Source organism: Hyphomonas adhaerens MHS-3 (assembly GCF_000685235.1).
Taxonomy (GTDB): Bacteria; Pseudomonadota; Alphaproteobacteria; order Caulobacterales; family Hyphomonadaceae; genus Hyphomonas; species Hyphomonas adhaerens.
Window position 1 is genome coordinate 2,100,092 of sequence record NZ_ARYH01000001.1, and the last position, 16,597, is coordinate 2,116,688.

At 56.2% G+C, this 16,597-nt stretch carries 14 protein-coding genes and 1 pseudogene; 13 read left to right on the forward strand and 2 right to left on the reverse strand.

Features of this window, described 5'->3' with window-relative positions; all coding sequences use genetic code 11:
* Nucleotides 1–103: 103 nt before the first annotated feature.
* The 11 genes and pseudogenes from HAD_RS10340 (at nt 104) to HAD_RS10390 (ending at nt 11,989) form a co-directional block, all read left to right on the forward strand.
* Nucleotides 104–2,305 (forward strand): TonB-dependent receptor, encoded by a 2,202-nt coding sequence (locus HAD_RS10340; RefSeq protein ID WP_035570895.1) that lies wholly within the window; start codon nt 104–106, stop codon nt 2,303–2,305.
* A gap of 238 nt (nt 2,306–2,543) precedes the next feature.
* Complete coding sequence (locus tag HAD_RS10345) at nt 2,544–3,740, forward strand: acyclic terpene utilization AtuA family protein (RefSeq protein ID WP_277813278.1); 1,197 nt, start codon at nt 2,544–2,546, stop codon at nt 3,738–3,740.
* On the forward strand, nt 3,737–4,063 hold the full coding sequence (locus HAD_RS10350; RefSeq protein WP_035570896.1) for a DUF4387 domain-containing protein: 327 nt from the start codon (nt 3,737–3,739) through the stop codon (nt 4,061–4,063). The genes HAD_RS10345 and HAD_RS10350 overlap by 4 nt, the downstream gene beginning before the upstream one ends.
* A gap of 13 nt (nt 4,064–4,076) precedes the next feature.
* Nucleotides 4,077–5,510, forward strand: a complete 1,434-nt coding sequence (locus HAD_RS10355) for an MFS transporter (RefSeq protein ID WP_156942222.1) — start codon at nt 4,077–4,079, stop codon at nt 5,508–5,510.
* A 234-nt stretch (nt 5,511–5,744) separates the two neighbouring features.
* Nucleotides 5,745–6,389 (forward strand): annotated as a pseudogene (locus HAD_RS10360) (IS6 family transposase).
* Nucleotides 6,390–6,642: 253 nt separating this feature from the next.
* Nucleotides 6,643–7,791, forward strand: a complete 1,149-nt coding sequence (locus HAD_RS10365; protein ID WP_035572087.1) for a lipid-transfer protein — start codon at nt 6,643–6,645, stop codon at nt 7,789–7,791.
* A gap of 2 nt (nt 7,792–7,793) precedes the next feature.
* Nucleotides 7,794–8,237 carry a MaoC family dehydratase N-terminal domain-containing protein gene (locus tag HAD_RS10370; protein ID WP_035570900.1) on the forward strand — a complete coding sequence of 148 codons (444 nt, stop codon included), beginning with the start codon at nt 7,794–7,796 and terminating at the stop codon, nt 8,235–8,237.
* 7 nt (nt 8,238–8,244) lie between these two features.
* Nucleotides 8,245–8,661 carry a MaoC family dehydratase gene (locus tag HAD_RS10375; RefSeq protein ID WP_206741255.1) on the forward strand — a complete coding sequence of 139 codons (417 nt, stop codon included), beginning with the start codon at nt 8,245–8,247 and terminating at the stop codon, nt 8,659–8,661.
* Nucleotides 8,662–8,687: 26 nt separating this feature from the next.
* Nucleotides 8,688–9,515 carry an SDR family NAD(P)-dependent oxidoreductase gene (locus tag HAD_RS10380; protein WP_035570902.1) on the forward strand — a complete coding sequence of 276 codons (828 nt, stop codon included), beginning with the start codon at nt 8,688–8,690 and terminating at the stop codon, nt 9,513–9,515.
* A gap of 42 nt (nt 9,516–9,557) precedes the next feature.
* Nucleotides 9,558–11,120 carry a long-chain-fatty-acid--CoA ligase gene (locus HAD_RS10385; protein ID WP_206741256.1) on the forward strand — a complete coding sequence of 521 codons (1,563 nt, stop codon included), beginning with the start codon at nt 9,558–9,560 and terminating at the stop codon, nt 11,118–11,120.
* Between the two features lie 14 nt (nt 11,121–11,134).
* A complete protein-coding gene (locus HAD_RS10390; RefSeq protein ID WP_051596115.1) occupies nt 11,135–11,989 on the forward strand; it encodes an enoyl-CoA hydratase in 855 nt (284 codons plus the stop codon).
* 46 nt (nt 11,990–12,035) lie between these two features.
* On the opposite strand, the gene HAD_RS10395 is transcribed toward HAD_RS10390, so the two are convergent.
* On the reverse strand, nt 12,036–12,644 hold the full coding sequence (locus HAD_RS10395) for a TetR/AcrR family transcriptional regulator (RefSeq protein ID WP_277813274.1): 609 nt from the start codon (nt 12,642–12,644) through the stop codon (nt 12,036–12,038).
* A gap of 232 nt (nt 12,645–12,876) precedes the next feature.
* On the opposite strand from HAD_RS10395, the gene HAD_RS10400 reads away from it, so the two are divergent.
* Nucleotides 12,877–13,674: an SDR family NAD(P)-dependent oxidoreductase gene (locus HAD_RS10400; protein WP_035570907.1), complete on the forward strand. Its 798-nt coding sequence runs from the start codon at nt 12,877–12,879 to the stop codon at nt 13,672–13,674.
* A 520-nt stretch (nt 13,675–14,194) separates the two neighbouring features.
* Here HAD_RS10400 and HAD_RS10405 read toward each other — a convergent pair.
* Nucleotides 14,195–15,751, reverse strand: coding sequence for a class I adenylate-forming enzyme family protein (locus HAD_RS10405; RefSeq protein ID WP_051596116.1), 1,557 nt, complete (start codon nt 15,749–15,751; stop codon nt 14,195–14,197).
* 113 nt (nt 15,752–15,864) lie between these two features.
* Between HAD_RS10405 and HAD_RS18005 the strand changes: the two genes are divergently transcribed.
* The gene (locus HAD_RS18005) at nt 15,865–16,458 is read left to right on the forward strand and encodes a TetR/AcrR family transcriptional regulator (protein WP_162177495.1); all 594 of its coding nucleotides are present in this window, start codon (nt 15,865–15,867) and stop codon (nt 16,456–16,458) included.
* The last annotated feature ends 139 nt before the right edge of the window (nt 16,459–16,597 follow it).

A 16,597-nucleotide genomic window follows, 5' to 3' on the forward strand; every position in this document is an offset into this window, starting at 1 on the left:
CGCTATTTTGACTTTTGGAAAATTCTTTCCACGCATTCTGACAATCTCCCGGTAACCCGACAATTCAGAGCAGCGAATTGCCGGACATTATTGGGAGGAATATATGATCAAACTTGCAAGCCGTCTTTTCATGGGCGCATCTCTTGGCGTACTTGTCGGTCATGGGGTTGCAGACGCGCAACAGGAAAATGACGGATCTGCCGACAAGTCCCTCAGAATCGAAGCAGTTACGGTGACCGCGCAGCGGCGCGAAGAGAACCTGCAGACTGTACCGATCACTGTCACCGCTTTCTCCGGTGCGGTGATCGAGCAGAAGGGCCTCGACAATATCCAGTCGATTGCCGACGCAACACCGGGCCTCAGCATGGACGCCTTTCCGCGGACAACGCCGCGTCCGTTCATCCGGGGGATCGGCAGTTCGAACCAGTCGGCGGGTGCAGATCCATCATCCGTCGCTTTCCTGGATGGTGTTTACCTCGGGCGTGGTCCCATGCTGTCCGTCGATGCGTTTGATGTCGAACGCGTGGAGGTTCTGAAGGGGCCGCAGGGGACATTGTGGGGGAAAAACGTGGTCGGCGGTGCGATCAGTTTCATCACAAAGAAGCCGGTCGATGAATTTGAGATTCATGCGCGTGCGACATATGCCGATTACGGCCAGCATGACTATAATCTCGTGCTGAACACCCCCGTCACGGACAAGCTGCTGACTCGGATCGCCCTCTCGTCCAAGAAGAATGACGGGTTCCGCACGAACCTGAACACCGGCGGGCCTCTTGACGACGACGAACGCATCAGCGGCCGGTTTCACGCGCTCTACAAGCTGGACGATGCCACCAATGTTCTTTTCACGATCGATGGCACAAGCGACGATACAGCCGGGCCGGCTCGGTTCAACATTGCGCCCAATGGCAGCAAGGATCTGGACAAGCCCAATGCCACCAATCCCGACCAGCCGGGCTATCTGAAGCGGGATACATGGGGCACGAAACTCGAACTCAATTCCAGCGCACTGGGCTGGGCAGATCTGACCACCTACGTGTCCTATCGGGATCTGGACAATTCGACATCGGAAGATTTCGACGGAACCACGCCTGCGGGAAATGCGGCCAATGGTGTACCGGTTGCAGGCATCCAGGTGTTGAAGGAGGAACAGGCCGATTCGCTATCAGCGGAAATCAGACTGGCAACAAAGTTTGACGGCCCGTTCAACTGGGTTGGCGGACTATTCGCATTGAAGGACACTGTTGACCGCCAGCGCGAGAGCGAGACCAGTGTGCCGGACCTCAGCGAAAACCGTTATATCGCCACCAACGTCACGAAGAGCTTTGGAGTCTTCGGTGAAGGCCGCTATGAGCTCACCAGTGCTTGGACAGCCTTTGCAGGGCTTCGCTTCACAGATGAAACGAAGGAATACGAGATCCGCCGTCTGGTCGGGGACCGGGCCAACCCAACTGTAAATTACACGACCTATGGAAATCCGGGTGTTTCCGACGAGCAGAAATGGACCTGGCGGATCGGTAGCGATTACCAGTTGAACCCCAATGTCTTCCTGTTCGCGACAATCTCGACGGGATTCAAATCTGGTGCGTTTCAGGAACAGCCCAACGCGCCGACCGCAAGGCTGGCGACGGCTCCGGAAACGGTGACCAATTATGAAGTCGGTATGAAAAGCGATTTCTGGTCGGGCCGTGGCCGGGCAAATATCTCAGTCTTCAACGAAGACTATTCCGATCTTCAGACAATTCAGGTCATCGATGATGCCACTCAGGGGCTAGGCGGATCCCGCGTCGTGACGGATACCGGCAATGCAACGATCCGCGGTGTGGAAACGGAATTCCAGTTTTTGCCGACCGACAATATTCGTCTCGGCCTGTTCTATACCTATCTCGACGCAACATTTGATAACTTGCTTGAAACGGAAGAGATTCTTGCCGATGGCACGCCGATTGTCGCCGACCTGAGCGGGAACAGGCTCAGCCGAACGCCGGAACATGCGCTTGCCTTCTCGGCGTCCTACGAAACCGACGATTATGCTTGGGGGTCCCTGTTGTTCGGCGTGGACGCCAATTACCAGAGCAAGATCTTCGACGACAATTCGAACAACAATATCGAAACGCGCGATCCGCGAACGCTGCTCAACGCCTTCATGACCTATCGTGCGAGCGACCGCCTTTCGCTTCAGTTCTGGGCCCACAATATTACCGATGAAGTATATCGCGTGCACCAGGCGGCAACGGCGGGCGGCCATTTTGTTCAGTACGGTCCGCCTCGCCAGATCGGTGTAACGGCGACCTTCGACTTCTGAGTTCCTCCAACGGGCGTGGCGGCCGGAGACGGCTGCCGCGCTCCCTTTTTTTGAAGTGTACGGCATGACAACATTCTCCGAAGATACGTGTAGGATCTTGGTCCCGTCCGGCGTGCTTGGCTCCGGCTGTCCGGAAGAAGCCTTTCAAAGAGGCTTATCACTCGGCCCGCATGCGATCGCGCTTGATGCCGGGTCGACGGATTCCGGACCGTACTATCTGGGCTCGGGCACATCAAAGATGACGGATGCGGCTATCCAGCGGGATCTTCTCCAGATGATTCCTGCTCAGCTAGAGCGCGGAATTCCCCTGATCATAGGCTCGTGCGGAACCTGTGGCAGCAATCAGGGCGTCGATAATGTCGCTACGATCTGCCGTAGTATTCTCAAGGAGCTTGGCTTGTCTGCGCGCATCGCGAAAATCTATTCCGAGCAGGAGCCGGCCGAGATCGAGACGTATCTAAAGCGAGGTGCGGTAGCGCCTCTTGCTCCGATGAAAGACCTTAGCGTCGAAACTATCCGGGCATGCAGGCGTATCGTTGCTCTCGCCGGGCACATCCCGTTCGTGAAGGCGCTTGAGGCCGGCGCGGACATCGTGCTGGCGGGGCGGGCAACCGACACGGCAGTGATCAGCGCCTTTGCGCTCATGCACGGGTTTCCTCCTGCTCCCGCCTGGCATGCAGCCAAGATTGCCGAGTGCGGAGGAATCTGCACCGAAGACGTTCAGCTGGGAGGGGTAATGATAGACATCGATGCGGGCGGGTTCACGGTCGAACCGCTGCATAAGGAAAATCGATGTACGCCCCGGTCTGTCTCTGCTCACATGCTGTATGAGAATTCCGACCCCTTCAAGCTGGTTGAACCGGGTATCGTTCTTCATGTTAACGAGGCTGTCTATACTGCGCTCGATGAACGGCGTGTCCGCGTAACGGGGGCAACGGCACAGGAGACTGCGCCGACCATAAAGCTGGAAGGCGCCCGGCATGCCGGATACCAGACAGTCAGCTTTGTCGGGATTGCCGATCCGGGATTGCTTGCAAACATCGATTCCTGGATCGAGGCGCTATCGATCCATGCACGGAAGCGGATAGCCGGTGTCCTGGGCTATACGGTTGGGGACTATGATATTGACTTCCGGCCCTATGGGGCAGGCGCGCTCAATCCGCTGCCGGCAGGCACCGTGCCTGCAGAGGTTGGACTGATGGTCGTGGTGACGGCGGAGACGCAGGAGAAAGCCAGCGAGATCCTGAAGCTCTGCAACCCGCTACTTCTGCACTTTCCATACAAGCGGAACGCACCCTTGCCGAGTTTTGCCTTTCCGTACTCGCCGGCAGAGATCGAACGCGGTCCGGTCTACGAATTCTGTCTGAACCATGTCGTGGAAGTCAATGAGCCCGGCGAACTGCACCGGATGGTCATCGAGGAGGCCGGCCAATGAGCATTTCCAGGCTTGGCGACCTTGACGTCTATATCCGGTCCAAGAATGCCGGACCGTTCTGGGTCACGATCGATATATTCTGCGGCTCCCGAGAAACCTACCATGAGATTGACGCGAGTGGTGTGATCAACGCTACCGGGATAGCTGATCTGTACGGAGCCAACTCCAATCTTGTGCGCATCTTTCATGTCGAAGATCTCAATGTCCTGAAGATCTCGTTCCCGCGACCCTATCCACAAGGACACGCCCGAGATCGCGACCAGCATTCCGGGCAATACTTCGTGCGATTGCTTGACCTCACCCTTCCCGGCAAACAAGCCTGACGGAGGACGAACCGTGGCATCTGTTCGCAAATTATCCATGGTCACAATGGTGTCCTTCGGTGTCGGGAACTCCGCCGAAGGTATAAAGAGCGCGGCGTTTGGGGCCTTCCTGCTCTTTTACTACCAACAGGTATTGAGTGTACCGGGTGTGCTCACCGGCGCCGCGCTGGCATTGTCTCTGTTTGCCGACGCCATTACAGACCCAATGGTAGGGCACCTGTCGGATGGCGCAAAATCACGATATGGGCGCAGGCATCCGTTCATCGCGCTGGCGGCGGTGCCGCTGGGTCTCTGTTTCTTCCTGTTGTTCAGTCCGCCTCAAGGGCTTTCCGAATTCGGTTATTTCATCTGGTTGGCCGTCTTCGCGATTTCGGCCAGGGTCGCGATGACTTTCTATGATATTCCGCATCTGGCACTCGGAGCGGAAATGGCGCCGGACTACCAGCAACGCACGACACTTTTTTCCATCAGCACATGGTTCCGGGTTGTCTCCGGCGCTGCCGTTACCTTCGTGGCTTACCGGTTCCTGTTCCCGACAACAGAGGCCTTTGATCCGGGCCTGCTCAATCCGACAGGGTATTTCTGGCTCGGGCTGATCTTCGGTTGCGTGATGGTTGCAGTTCTCGCCGTCTGCGTGCTGGGCACGAAAAGCGAGATCCCTTTTCTCCGGAAATCGGATGAAACAGAACGCAAGAATCTGTTCGGTGTGGTCAGGCAGATGCTGGGTACCTGGCAAAGTCCGTCATTCCGGTACGTTTTCGTCGGGCTCTTCCTCTACGTTCTCATCGTCAATATCGAGCAGAGTCTCGGTACCTATATGGCTGTGCATTTCTGGGGTCTGGCGACGGAGACAATGAGTGTACTGCCTCTGGCGAGTCTTGCCGGCGCGGTGGTCGCATTTCCAGCAGTAAACCTTCTGACCCGCGTGTTCGATAAGAGGATGGTTCTGGTTCTCGTGACCTGCATTGGTTTCCTAAACATCAATATCTTCGTAGCCGGGCGCCTCTTCTTGCCTGGATTGCTACCCGAGAATGGATCACCGGTCATCACATGGTTCGTTGTGACGAATTTCTTCATCACCGGTTTCATTAGCCTGTCTGTCATCACGACGATCAACTCGATGTATGCCGACATCGCTGACGAATACGAGCTCATTGCGGGCAAGCGCCGAGAGGGCATGCTCTACGCGACCCGCTCGTTCGCCAACAAAGCCGCAGCTGCCGTCGGTCTTTTCCTGGGGGGGGTACTACTGGATGCAATCCACTTTCCGGCAAAGGCGAGCGTCGGAAATGTTTCTGGGCATACGGTCTGGAGCCTTGGCTTCCTGTATGGCCCTGTCACGTCGCTCCTTATGCTTGTAACGATCTATCTGTATCATCGCTACGCCTTGGACCGCGCCGCCGTGAATAAGATCCAGGAGAGTCTGACCGCTCGCCGGCTAGGATAATTGCCTCTGAAGTTGGCTATTTCTTGTCGTCCGTCTACGCACTGTGACTGCGTTGAGTCGGTTCGCCCGAGATTTGGGTGCCAGGGCAGGACAAGAGTCTGCATCAAGCCTTTCGCGGGGATTGTCAAAGGAACTGGTCTTGAGGCGGCGCATCCAGGCGTTTAACCTCGGAAAATGACCAAATCGCCATTCCGCTAATTCAAAACGTCGCCCGAGATTATCCAGCTTGCGGTGATGCTATATGTGAGATTTCCGCTTTCGCTGCGCAATGTAGAAGACCTTCTTCACGAGCGTGGGATCGACATTTGCCACGAAACGGTCCGTCACTGGGTCGATCGCTTCGGCATTTACTTCGCGCACAAGATTCGCAAACGTCGATCGGGGGGCATGAAGCAAAGTCCGCAGTGGCAATAGCACCTGGACGAGGTCTTTGTGAAGATCCGTGGTCAGACTCATTACCTTTGGCGAGCGGTTGATCATGAGGGAGAGGTGCTGGAGTCGTTCGTCACGAAGACTCGTGACAAGGCTTCAGCATTGAAATTTATAAGAAAAACCATGAAGCGCTATGGTAATTCCAAGGTGGTCGTGACGGATAAATGCCCTTCATATCGGGCGGCCATGAAAGTGATCGGGAGCGAGAGGCGTCAGGAGACCGGCCGGCACCTGAACAATCGCGCCGAAAACTCACACTTGCCATTCCGACGAAGAGAACGCGCCATTTCCCGTTTCCGGCGCATGCGAAGTCTCCAGAAATTCATTTCGATCCATTCGTCTGTGTACAACCACTTCAATCATCAAAGGAGCATCGAGAGCAGGGCCAGGTTCGATTCGCTACGCGACGCCGCTCTTCTTGAATGGCGCGAGTTGGTTGCGGCCTGAGGCCTGCTCGTCCGCGAAAACGGAGACTGTTTCGAGTTCGTCTGACACCACCCTCCAGCCCTCTCAATAAATAAATCGACTAGACAGTCGAAAAATTGTTTATTATTCGACTAAAAAGTAAAATAAACTCGGAAGGACCGTAGACTTCGCTTCCGATGGAATGAAGATCTGTCGCAATGACAATTCTGGGTTGTCGAAGAAAAGTTCAGGGAGAACGAAATTGTTGAACAATGTTGTCGTTGCCGGAGTTGGCATGATCCCATTTGCGAAGCCGGGGGGGAGCGAGCCGTATTATGTCATGGCATCGAAGGCCATCAGGCGGGCGCTTGAGAATGCCGGGATCGGGCTTGAAAAGGTCCAACAGGCCTATGCTGGCTATGTTTATGGCGACTCCACTGCCGGGCAGCGAGGACTGTACGAAGTTGGCATGACGGGCATCCCGCTGGTCAACGTGAACAATAACTGCTCGACCGGATCAAGCGCCCTCTTCCTAGCGCGTCAGGCTGTAGAGTCCGGAGCTGTCGACTGTGCGATTGCCTTCGGCTTCGAGGAAATGGAGCGCGGTGCGCTGGGAACATATTTCCGCCACCTCGAGAGCCCGATGAGCAAGTTCGAGGAGGTTACTTCGGAGCTTACGACCGAAGACCTTCCGTCGGCCCTTCGCATGTTTGGCGGGGCAGGCGAGGCGCATATGCGCGAGTTCGGTACGAAGATGGAAACCTTCGCAAAGATCCGTGCCAAAGCCAGCCGTCACGCTACGAACAACCCGCTCGCGATTTTCCGCGATGAAGTCACAGAGGAGGATGTCATGAACTCTCCGCTCATGTGGCCGGGTGTCATGACGCGGCTGATGGCCTGCCCACCGACCTGCGGAGCGGCTGCGGCTATCGTTACCTCCGAAACTTTCGCTAAAAAGCATGGGCTGGACACCTCCGTGCGCATCCGCGCGCAGGCCATGACGACCGATGTGCCGGCGGCATTTGACGCACGCGACATGCGTGAGGTCGTCGGCTTCAGTATGGCGAAGAATGCAGCAAATCAGGTGTACGAGGCCGCTGGTATCGGTCCGAAGGATATCAGGGTCGCCGAGCTGCATGACTGCTTCGCGCACAATGAACTCGTGACCTATGAAGCGATCGGCCTGTGCCCGGTTGGTGGTGCAGAGAAGTTCGTCGAGGACGGAGACAACACTTATGGCGGGCAGGTCGTGACCAATCCGTCGGGCGGTCTGCTCTCCAAAGGCCATCCCTTGGGTGCAACAGGGTTGGCACAATGCACTGAGCTTGTTGAGCAACTACGCGGGAAGTCTGAGAAGCGCCAGGTGGAAGGCGCCAAACTGGCCCTTCAGCACAATCTCGGTCTCGGTGGCGCGTGCGTCGTGACGCTGTACGAGAAAGTCTGAACATGCTCGATAAAAGTCTGATCGGGCACGAATTCGAACCGGTTACCGTCGAGGTCGAAAAGGGCCAGCTGAAATTCTTCGCCAAGGCGACCGGCGAGACCAATGCAGTCTATTTCGACGAGGATACGGCACGCGCCGCTGGGCATCCGTCCTTGCCGGCACCGCCGACCTTCGCATTCAGCCTGTCATTGCTGAGCCCTGAGCCGTTTTCCACCCTGACATTGTTCAATGTCGATATCGGTCGGGTTCTGCATGGTGAGCAGCGGTTTTCATATTCCGGCCAGATCTATGCCGAAGACCGCATTACGCTGAAGCAGCGAATTCGCGATGTCTACGACAAGAAAGGCGGTGCGCTCGAATTCATCGTCCAGGAAACCGAAGCGACGAACCAGCATGCGGAAGTGGTTGGGCTCTCAACCACAGTCACAGTGGTTCGCAACGGGTGAGATGATTATGACGATTGAATTTGATAGTGTTGAAGTGGGCGACGAGCTTCCTGAACATGTGAGCCCCGAAATTACCCGCCACGTGCTCGCCCTGTTTTGCGGCAGCTCGGGAGACCACAACCCGATGCATGTGGACATCGATTTTGCGAAATCGTCCGGCATGTCTGACGTTTTCGCGCACGGCATGCTTTCCATGGCTTACCTGGCACAGCTGCTGACACACTGGGTGCCGCAATCACAGCTAAGGGAATGGAATGTCCGGTTCCTCGCAATCACGCCCGTTCATGTGCGCGTGAAATGCACCGGGAAAATCATAGAGAAATTTACGTCAGACGGCGAAAATCTGGTTCGCCTCGACATCAATGCGCACACCGACGCTGGCAGCCATACGCTGGCCGGTGAGGCCGTGATTGCACTCAACTAGAAACTATCAAAGCAGGCAGGATAGACATGTCGAAACTCGAAGGAAAAGTCGCACTTATCTCGGGCTCGGGGCGCGGTATCGGCCGGGAGCTGGCCCTCCGTCTCGCCAGCGAAGGCGCGCAAGTTGTGGTCAACGATCTCGACGAGGCGCCCGCGGCTGAAGTCGTCAGCACGATCAAGGAAATGGGCGGCAACGCGGTCGCCTGTGTCGGCAATGTCACGGCGCCGGACTTCGGCGATCGTTTTGTTCAGGCGGCTCTGGAGTCCTTCAATGGCATCGACATCATCGTCAACAATGCCGGATATACTTGGGACTCGGTGATCCAGAAAATGACCGATGAGCAATTCCAGGCCATGCTGGATGTTCACCTGATTGCACCGTTTCGCATCCTGCGCGCAGCCTCGGAGCCGATCCGTGTTTTTTCGAAACAGGAAGCCGCACGCGGTGAAGAAGTGTTCCGCAAGGTCGTCAACATCTCGTCGATGGCAGGTACAGGCGGCAATCCGGGGCAGGCGAACTATTCGTCTGCAAAGGCCGCGTTGGTCGGCCTCACCAAGACGCTGTCGAAGGAGTGGGGACGCTACAAGGTGAATGTCAATTGTGTTGCATATGGTGTGATTGATACGCGCCTGACTCAGTCAATTGAAAAGTCCGGCGGGACTGTTGAAATTGACGGCAAGCAACTCGCCGTGGGTGTGCCGGAGGCGATGCGCGCTTCATTGAAGACGATGGTGCCGATTGGCCGCGCCGGAACGACAGAAGAGGCCGCAGGCGCGATCCATTTCTTCTGCAGCCCTGACAGCAACTATGTCAGTGGTCAGGTCCTGCTCGTTGGAGGTGGTTTCAGCATCTGACATCTACTCCGCGCAAAATAAACATAGAGGGAGGGCGCGAACATGATGAATCTCACGAATGGACTTCAAAGGTCGGCGTTTCTTTTTCCCGACCGAGTCGCGACAATATTTGGTGAGCGCAGACGAAGCTGGAAAGATGTGCACGAGCGCGTTACGCGACTGGCCGGAGCGATGGTCAGGCGGGGGATCAAGCCCGGCGATCGTGTGGCCTCAGTCGCGGTAAACAGCGATCGATTCTTCGAATTGTATTTTGCGGTGGCCTGGGCCGGCGCTGTCATCGTTCCAGGGAATTTCCGCTGGAGCGCTCCGGAACATGTCTACGCCTTGAATGACAGCGGGGCCAAGCTGGTTTTCCTGGATGGACAGTTCACTGGCATGGCCGGTCGCCTGCTTGAGGAATGTCCTTCGCTGGAGGCGGCCGTTTATATGGATGACGGACAGGCACCGGACGGCCTGCTTGATTTCGAACAGCTCATTGGCCAGTCAGACCCGATCGAGGATCGCTGTGGTCATGGAAGCGAACTCTGCGGGCTCTTCTATACAGGTGGCACGACGGGGCGTTCCAAAGGGGTTATGCTGTCGCATGACAGCCTCATCGGAAACTATATGTGCCGGAACCTGACCGTTCCTCGTACTGAGGAACAGATCTACATTCATTCCGCCCCGATGTTCCATCTTGCAGATGCGGCCGCAGTTTACGGTCTGACCTTCACCGGTGGGACCCACGTGATCATTTCGAGCTTTACGCCCGAGAACTTCGTAAAAGCAGTTTCAGCAGAAAGATGCACTGATGCCACGCTTGTTCCGAGTATGCTCGGAATGCTTCAGGAATACCTGACCGCAAATGGGGGCGATCTTTCATCCATCACCTCGCTTGTTTACGGAGCTTCAGCGATTTCCGACGCACTTGTGCGGCAGGTGATGGAGCTCTTTCCCAATGCATCGCTAACGCAAGCTTATGGACAAACAGAATTGTCCCCCTGCGCGACATTGCTGACGCCGGAACACCACCGTGCCGCCTTGGAGGGCAAGCCATGGCTGCGCTCGGCAGGTCAGCCGATGTGCGGCATGCAGATCAGAATTGTAGACGAAAACATGACGCCGCTTCCATTCGGCGCTGTTGGCGAGATCACAGTGAGCGGGCCTGGCGTGATGCTGGGATACTGGAATCAGCCTGAACTTACGGCTGGGACACTGGTCGATGGTTGGGTGCGAACGGGCGATGCGGGCTATATGGATGACGAAGGCTTTGTCTATGTTGTTGATCGCGTCAAGGACATGATCATCTCCGGCGGGGAGAACGTTTACTCTGCTGAGGTCGAAAATGCGCTATCCTCCCACTCGGCGATACAGGAATGCGCCGTTATCGGTGTGCCGGACGAAAAGTGGGGTGAACGGGTTCATGCCATCGTGCGACTGAAGTCGGGAGAGAGCGTAACCGCAGAAGAACTCTCCGCTCACTGCAAATATGCCATTGCCGGCTACAAATGCCCCCGGTCCATCGAGTTTCGCAAAGAGCCTCTGCCGTTGTCCGCACAAGGCAAGATTCTCAAGGTCGAACTTCGCAAGCTTTTCTGGCAGGATACCGAGCGCAATATCGGCTAGAAGGAGCACGCGATATGAACACGACACAGGCTTTCAGCTTTATTCGCTTTGACACGCCACGTGATCATGTCGCCCGCATCACGCTGGCGCGCGCCGACAAGCACAATGCGCAGAATTATGATATGTTGTATGAAATCAATGATGCGCTGGATGCAGCCATGTATGACGATGATATCAAGGTCGTCATCATCGCGGCGGATGGAAAGAACTTTTCATCCGGACACGACCTTCAGGATCTCGGTGCCGATCATAAACCGCTTTTGGGCATTGGGGGCCATGAACATCCTGGACCGCAGGGATATATGGCCAGGGAGCAGGAGGTCTATCTCGGCCTTTGTTGGCGGTGGAGAAATCTGCCCAAGCCAATCATCGCCCAGGTTCAGGGCAAGGCGATTGCCGGTGGACTCATGTTGATCTGGCCGTTCGACATCATCATTGCCAGCGAGGACGCAGAATTTTCTGACCCTGTCGTCGCGTTCGACATGAATGGGCATGAGTATTTCGTCCACGCATGGGAAGTGGGCCATCGCAAGGCCAAGCAAATGCTGTTCACGGGTGATGCGATCGGCGCTGCGGAAGCCAAGACCCTTGGCATGGTCAACGAAGTTGTGCCTCGTGAAAAGCTGGAAGACGTCACGCTCAATATGGCGTCAAAGATCGCCCTGCGTCCGGCCGCCGGCCTGAAGATGGCAAAAATGAGTGTCAATCAGTCACTTGATGCGCAAGGCATGTGGACTGCACTGCAATCAGCTTTCAACCTTCATCATTTCGGCCACGCCAACAATCGGGCCATTCATGGCAAACTTGTCGATCCTCGCGGTGCTGACGTGATCCGGGCTGGCGCGCGGTCGAAAACGAAGCCCACATAGGGCAAGCATCGCCCTGTGTTTCCGCACCGGCGAAGCCATCAGGGATCTATGGCTTCGGCAGCAATCCGTTGATGATGAGATTAAACAGGTTCTGCCCCATCTCGTCTGGTGGCGGACCTTTATGTTTATAGAGTTTGGGTAGCGAGTTGAATGCGCCGAAAAGCACAATCAGGGCGTACTTCCGGTCGCATTGAGCCAGAGATCCATCGGCAATGCCCTGATCTATCAGGCCACCAACGATGTTGTTTATTTCGGACACCCTTTTAGCCGCTTCTTTCTGGCTTTCGGGGCTGAGAAAATGATTCTCGGATGCGAGGAAACAGCGGGACGCGTCATCGCATACAGCCTCGCTGTAAATCTGAAAGAACCGGGCGAGCCGTTCCCGTCCCGTGCCGTCGCCAAGTTCCGCATTCACGCGGTCCGTGAGCTTCTTGAAGCTCCATGCATAACACTGGTTCAGCAGGTCATCCTTGCTCTTCGCATAATAGTACAAGCCGGGGCGCGTAAGTCCCAGTTCAGCCCCAATGTCTTCCAGGGTCGTGGCAGCATATCCTCGCGAACTGAACATCGCTGCCGCGCACGTCAGAACCTCCTCATGACGCCGGTCAAGTCTGGGTCTGCCGCGAGGGCGCTTGGACTGAGCAGTCTGAGACAAGTTCGCTCCTTCGGTTCAAGGTCAGAATTGCACTGGAGAGTTGATGTAAAAGCCTCTCGCTCTCAATCCTAATGGCAACAGCTACAGATCACCAGCAGGGTGAGCATCCCGCAAGTACCACCGGGCCCGAATTTGGCAGGATCTCGCAATCAGCCTTTCTTGACAGCAGAAATCTGTGCTACGGATAATTCGACTATATAGTCAAAAAAAGAATAATGTTGAAGGTAAAAGCATGCTGGCGGCGGATCTGAAAGGGAAGAGCGTTCTCATCACGGGCGCAGGCCGTGGCATTGGGGCCGGCATCGCTGAACTGTTTGTCGCGGCGGGTGCTCATGTGGCGCTTAATGACATCAAGGTGCCGCCGGCCGGTTCTCCCGCTGTCTCCGAAGGCGGTGACACCCTTTGGGTAGCGGGTGATGTCAGCAAGCTGGAATCGGTCGAAGACATCGTCGAACAGGTAGAAGCCTGGCGGAAGATCGATGTGCTGGTGAATTGCGCGGGTATCGCGGGTGAACTCGCTGCCCTTCATAACCAGTCGGTCGATGCCTGGCAGAACGTCATCGACGTCAATCTCAAGGGAACCTACCTCATGAGCCAGGCCGTCGCCCGGCATATGAGGCAGCGGCAATCAGGCGCCATCCTGAATATTGCTTCCATTACCGGCCTGACCGGTTTCCCGGCGTCGAATGCCTATGGCGTCTCGAAGGCTGCCATCGTGATGCTTACGAAAACGTTCGCAACCGAACTGGCGCGATACCGGATCAGAGTCAACGCAATCGCTCCGGGCGTGATTGAGGCCCCGATGCTAGGCCATATGACAGGGGGCAAGGACGGCACCAGCGCCATCGTCAGACGGGTGCCCCTTGGCAGGCTGGGCGCGCCGTACGACATTGCAAATGCAGCCCTGTTTCTTGCGAGCGATGCTGCCTCCTATATCACGGGCGTTACCTTGCCCGTCGACGGTGGCTGGCTTGCTTTTGGCGGCGCAGGCGATGCTTCCCGTGAAGAGGGGGTAGTCAGCGCGTCTTGAGCATTGTCAAAGGAGCCGGGTCCGAAGTGGTCGATCCTGGCGTTTAGTCTCCGGGAACGACCAAAACGTCTTTCGTATTCCAGGATGCTGCCCGAATTCATGAGGTTCGCGGTGATGGTTCAGAATAGGTGTGGGGTAAATTCCGTATAACGTCGATCGACAAAACGCGGGGGGATGTTTCATGAAAGCCGCTCCAACAGTGAATGGATGTGAATGATGCCCAGGGGGATCTAGGGCAAAGTCGTAGTCTTGGGTATAGGCTGTACGGAGGCCAAAGAGCGCTGATCGGCCAATGTAGATGATCTACGAGAACTACCTGCAGCTGCTAGCGCGCGCCGGTGCGCAGCAACGAAGCGAACCGCCGACTCTCGGTCTCTCGTATAATCTTGGAGATGCGCCGTCGCGGAATGTTTCCGCAATTGCCATTGTGGGATTGCACGAGGCCTGATTGTACGAAAGGCGATTGTTTCGGCCGCACTTTTGAAACAGGCGCGCGACGCGTGAAGTTTAGGTCGCAGGCCTATTCCATCAGCATGGCGTCGAGATGCATCTGTCGTAGCCGTTTCTTGTCGATCTTGCCATACCGCGTAAGCGGCAAAGCATCGACGCGGTGAACGGTTTTCGGAATCTTGTACGCTGACAAGATGCCTGCAAGGTGCTGTTTGAGCTCCTTATGCTCGATGACGTCATCACTTACGATAACTGCAATGACGGCTTCGCCCCAGTCCGGATCCGGCGCGCCGATAACCGCCGCATCGGATACGCGTGCATGTTGACGAATGGCGTTCTCGACCTCGACGGAATAGACATTCATGCCGCCGGTGATGATCATGTCCTTGGTCCGGTCAACAAGGAATATGTAGCCGTCATCATTCTGATAGGCGAGGTCCCCCGTCCGCAACCGTCCGTCTACAATTGTGTTCGCAGTCTGTTCGGGGGCGTTGTGGTACTCTACAAGAAGATAGGGGGATGCTGTCGTCAGCTCACCGATGTCGCCAACCGGAACAGTTTTTCCACCCTCTCCGAGAAGCGTGACATCGCAGAAAGGCACCGCCTTTCCGCAGGAAGATAGCAGATCTGTATTGAGATGATCCTCCTTGCTGAGTGTGCAGATGTAGTTCGGGCACTCTGTCTGGCCATATAGCTGAATGAATACCGGACCAAACAGCTCGAGCCCCTGCTTCAGGCGGTCTTCGCTCATGGGCGCTGCGCCGTAGACGACGGTGCGGAGCGACGGTGCCATCTGTCGGCCGGCGTTGACGGCATCGAGAAGCCGATAGAGCATCGTCGGTACCGCGAACATCCAGGTCACATTTATACTCTCGCATATCTTCAGAACGCGGTCTGGTGAGAATTTGTCTTCCAGAATCGCATGACCACCCGCAAAGAGGCAGGCCTGCATATGATATCCTGCGGAATGCGGAAGCGGTGTTGTCAGCAACATGACTTCATCGTTCCGCACATCGCCACACAGGACCTGGGCCAGAAGGTTGATTCCCATGCGCTCCTGGTTGTGCACAACGCATTTGGGCTGGCCGGTGGTGCCACCGGTGTATGCCATTATCGCACGGCTTGATGGGGACACCGGCTCCGGGGCGAATGTGTCTCCGGACTGATCTTCGGCGGCGAGGGCCGCGTTCCAGTCAGTACACGTATCATTGTCAGCTGTGCCGGGGCCGTCAGAAACGACGATGCAGGTTGGCGTCAGGTCGGCAACATTGTCCGGGGCAGGAAGGGACGCATGGCGGATCAGCAGTTTGACGCCGGCGTGGTTCAGGCAGTAGCCCAACTCTGCGGGCGACATGAGTTCGTTAAGCGGGCATTTGGCTGCGCCGAGTTTCAGGATGGCAAGATCAGCGACGATATATTCAATCGAGTTGCGCATATGCAGCGCCACGACATCATTGTTCTGTACGCCGCGTCGGCGCAGCGCCAGGGCCAGAATGTTCGACAGTCTGTCGAGTTCGGCGTAGGAGACCGTCTGGCCATTGCAGGTAATGGCGGGGCGTTGCCCGTGCCGGCGAATTGCCGCAACAATGAGTGCAGACAGGGTTGTGCAAGAGTAATGGGTCTGCATAATTTCAATTTGTGGATACGATTATTGTGATATTCGTACCGTAATCCAGCAAACGACTCTGAGTCAATGAGAGCGTTTATATGCGTCGGGGGAGGCTCCAAATCGCTGAGGACATGAATCTTGAGGCACGAGAGAACGGCGGGACAAGGAAGTCACGCCGCCGCGAGGCCTTGCTTGCTGAGATGGAGTCGATCTTCCTTGAAGAGGGGTTTGCTGCGGTCACAGTGGACGGCCTCGCGAAGCGGTTAAAGTGCTCCAAAAGAACGCTGTATGAGATAGCGCCAACCAAACAGGACATCGTTCTGTTGGTGGTCGAAAGATGGCTGGCGCGCGTGCGCCGAATGGGCCGCATTGCTGCGCTCGGTCAGGACGGACCGCAGCGGCGCATCTTTGCCTATGTCAGGCCCGGTGTTACGGAAACGAAGAAGGCGAGTAGGAAATTTCTTGAGGATATTCAGTCGTTTGAACCCGCATTGCTGGCGCTGAAGGATCACCAGAAGCAGCGGATGGAGATGCTCGAGGAGATTATCGAGGACGGTATATCCAAAGGCCGGTTCCGGAAGTGCCATGCGCACCTGTTCGCAGAAATCCTCCTGGCAGCGGTCAATCGGATCAATGAGCCGGATTGCCTCGATGCTGCCGGCGTAGGCTTCAGCGAAGCGTTCGACGAACTCTACGATATTATTCTCAACGGCGTTCTCGTGTAAGGGCGGGGGCAGAGGAACATTGCCATTGTGGTAAGCTCTCTCTGTGTACCCGGCTAACCGCGATTGGCGCCGCCCCTCGACCCTCACATTCCTGAGTTTCTGTATCCTCACTGCGGCGCCGTGTGGCATTTTTTTGATT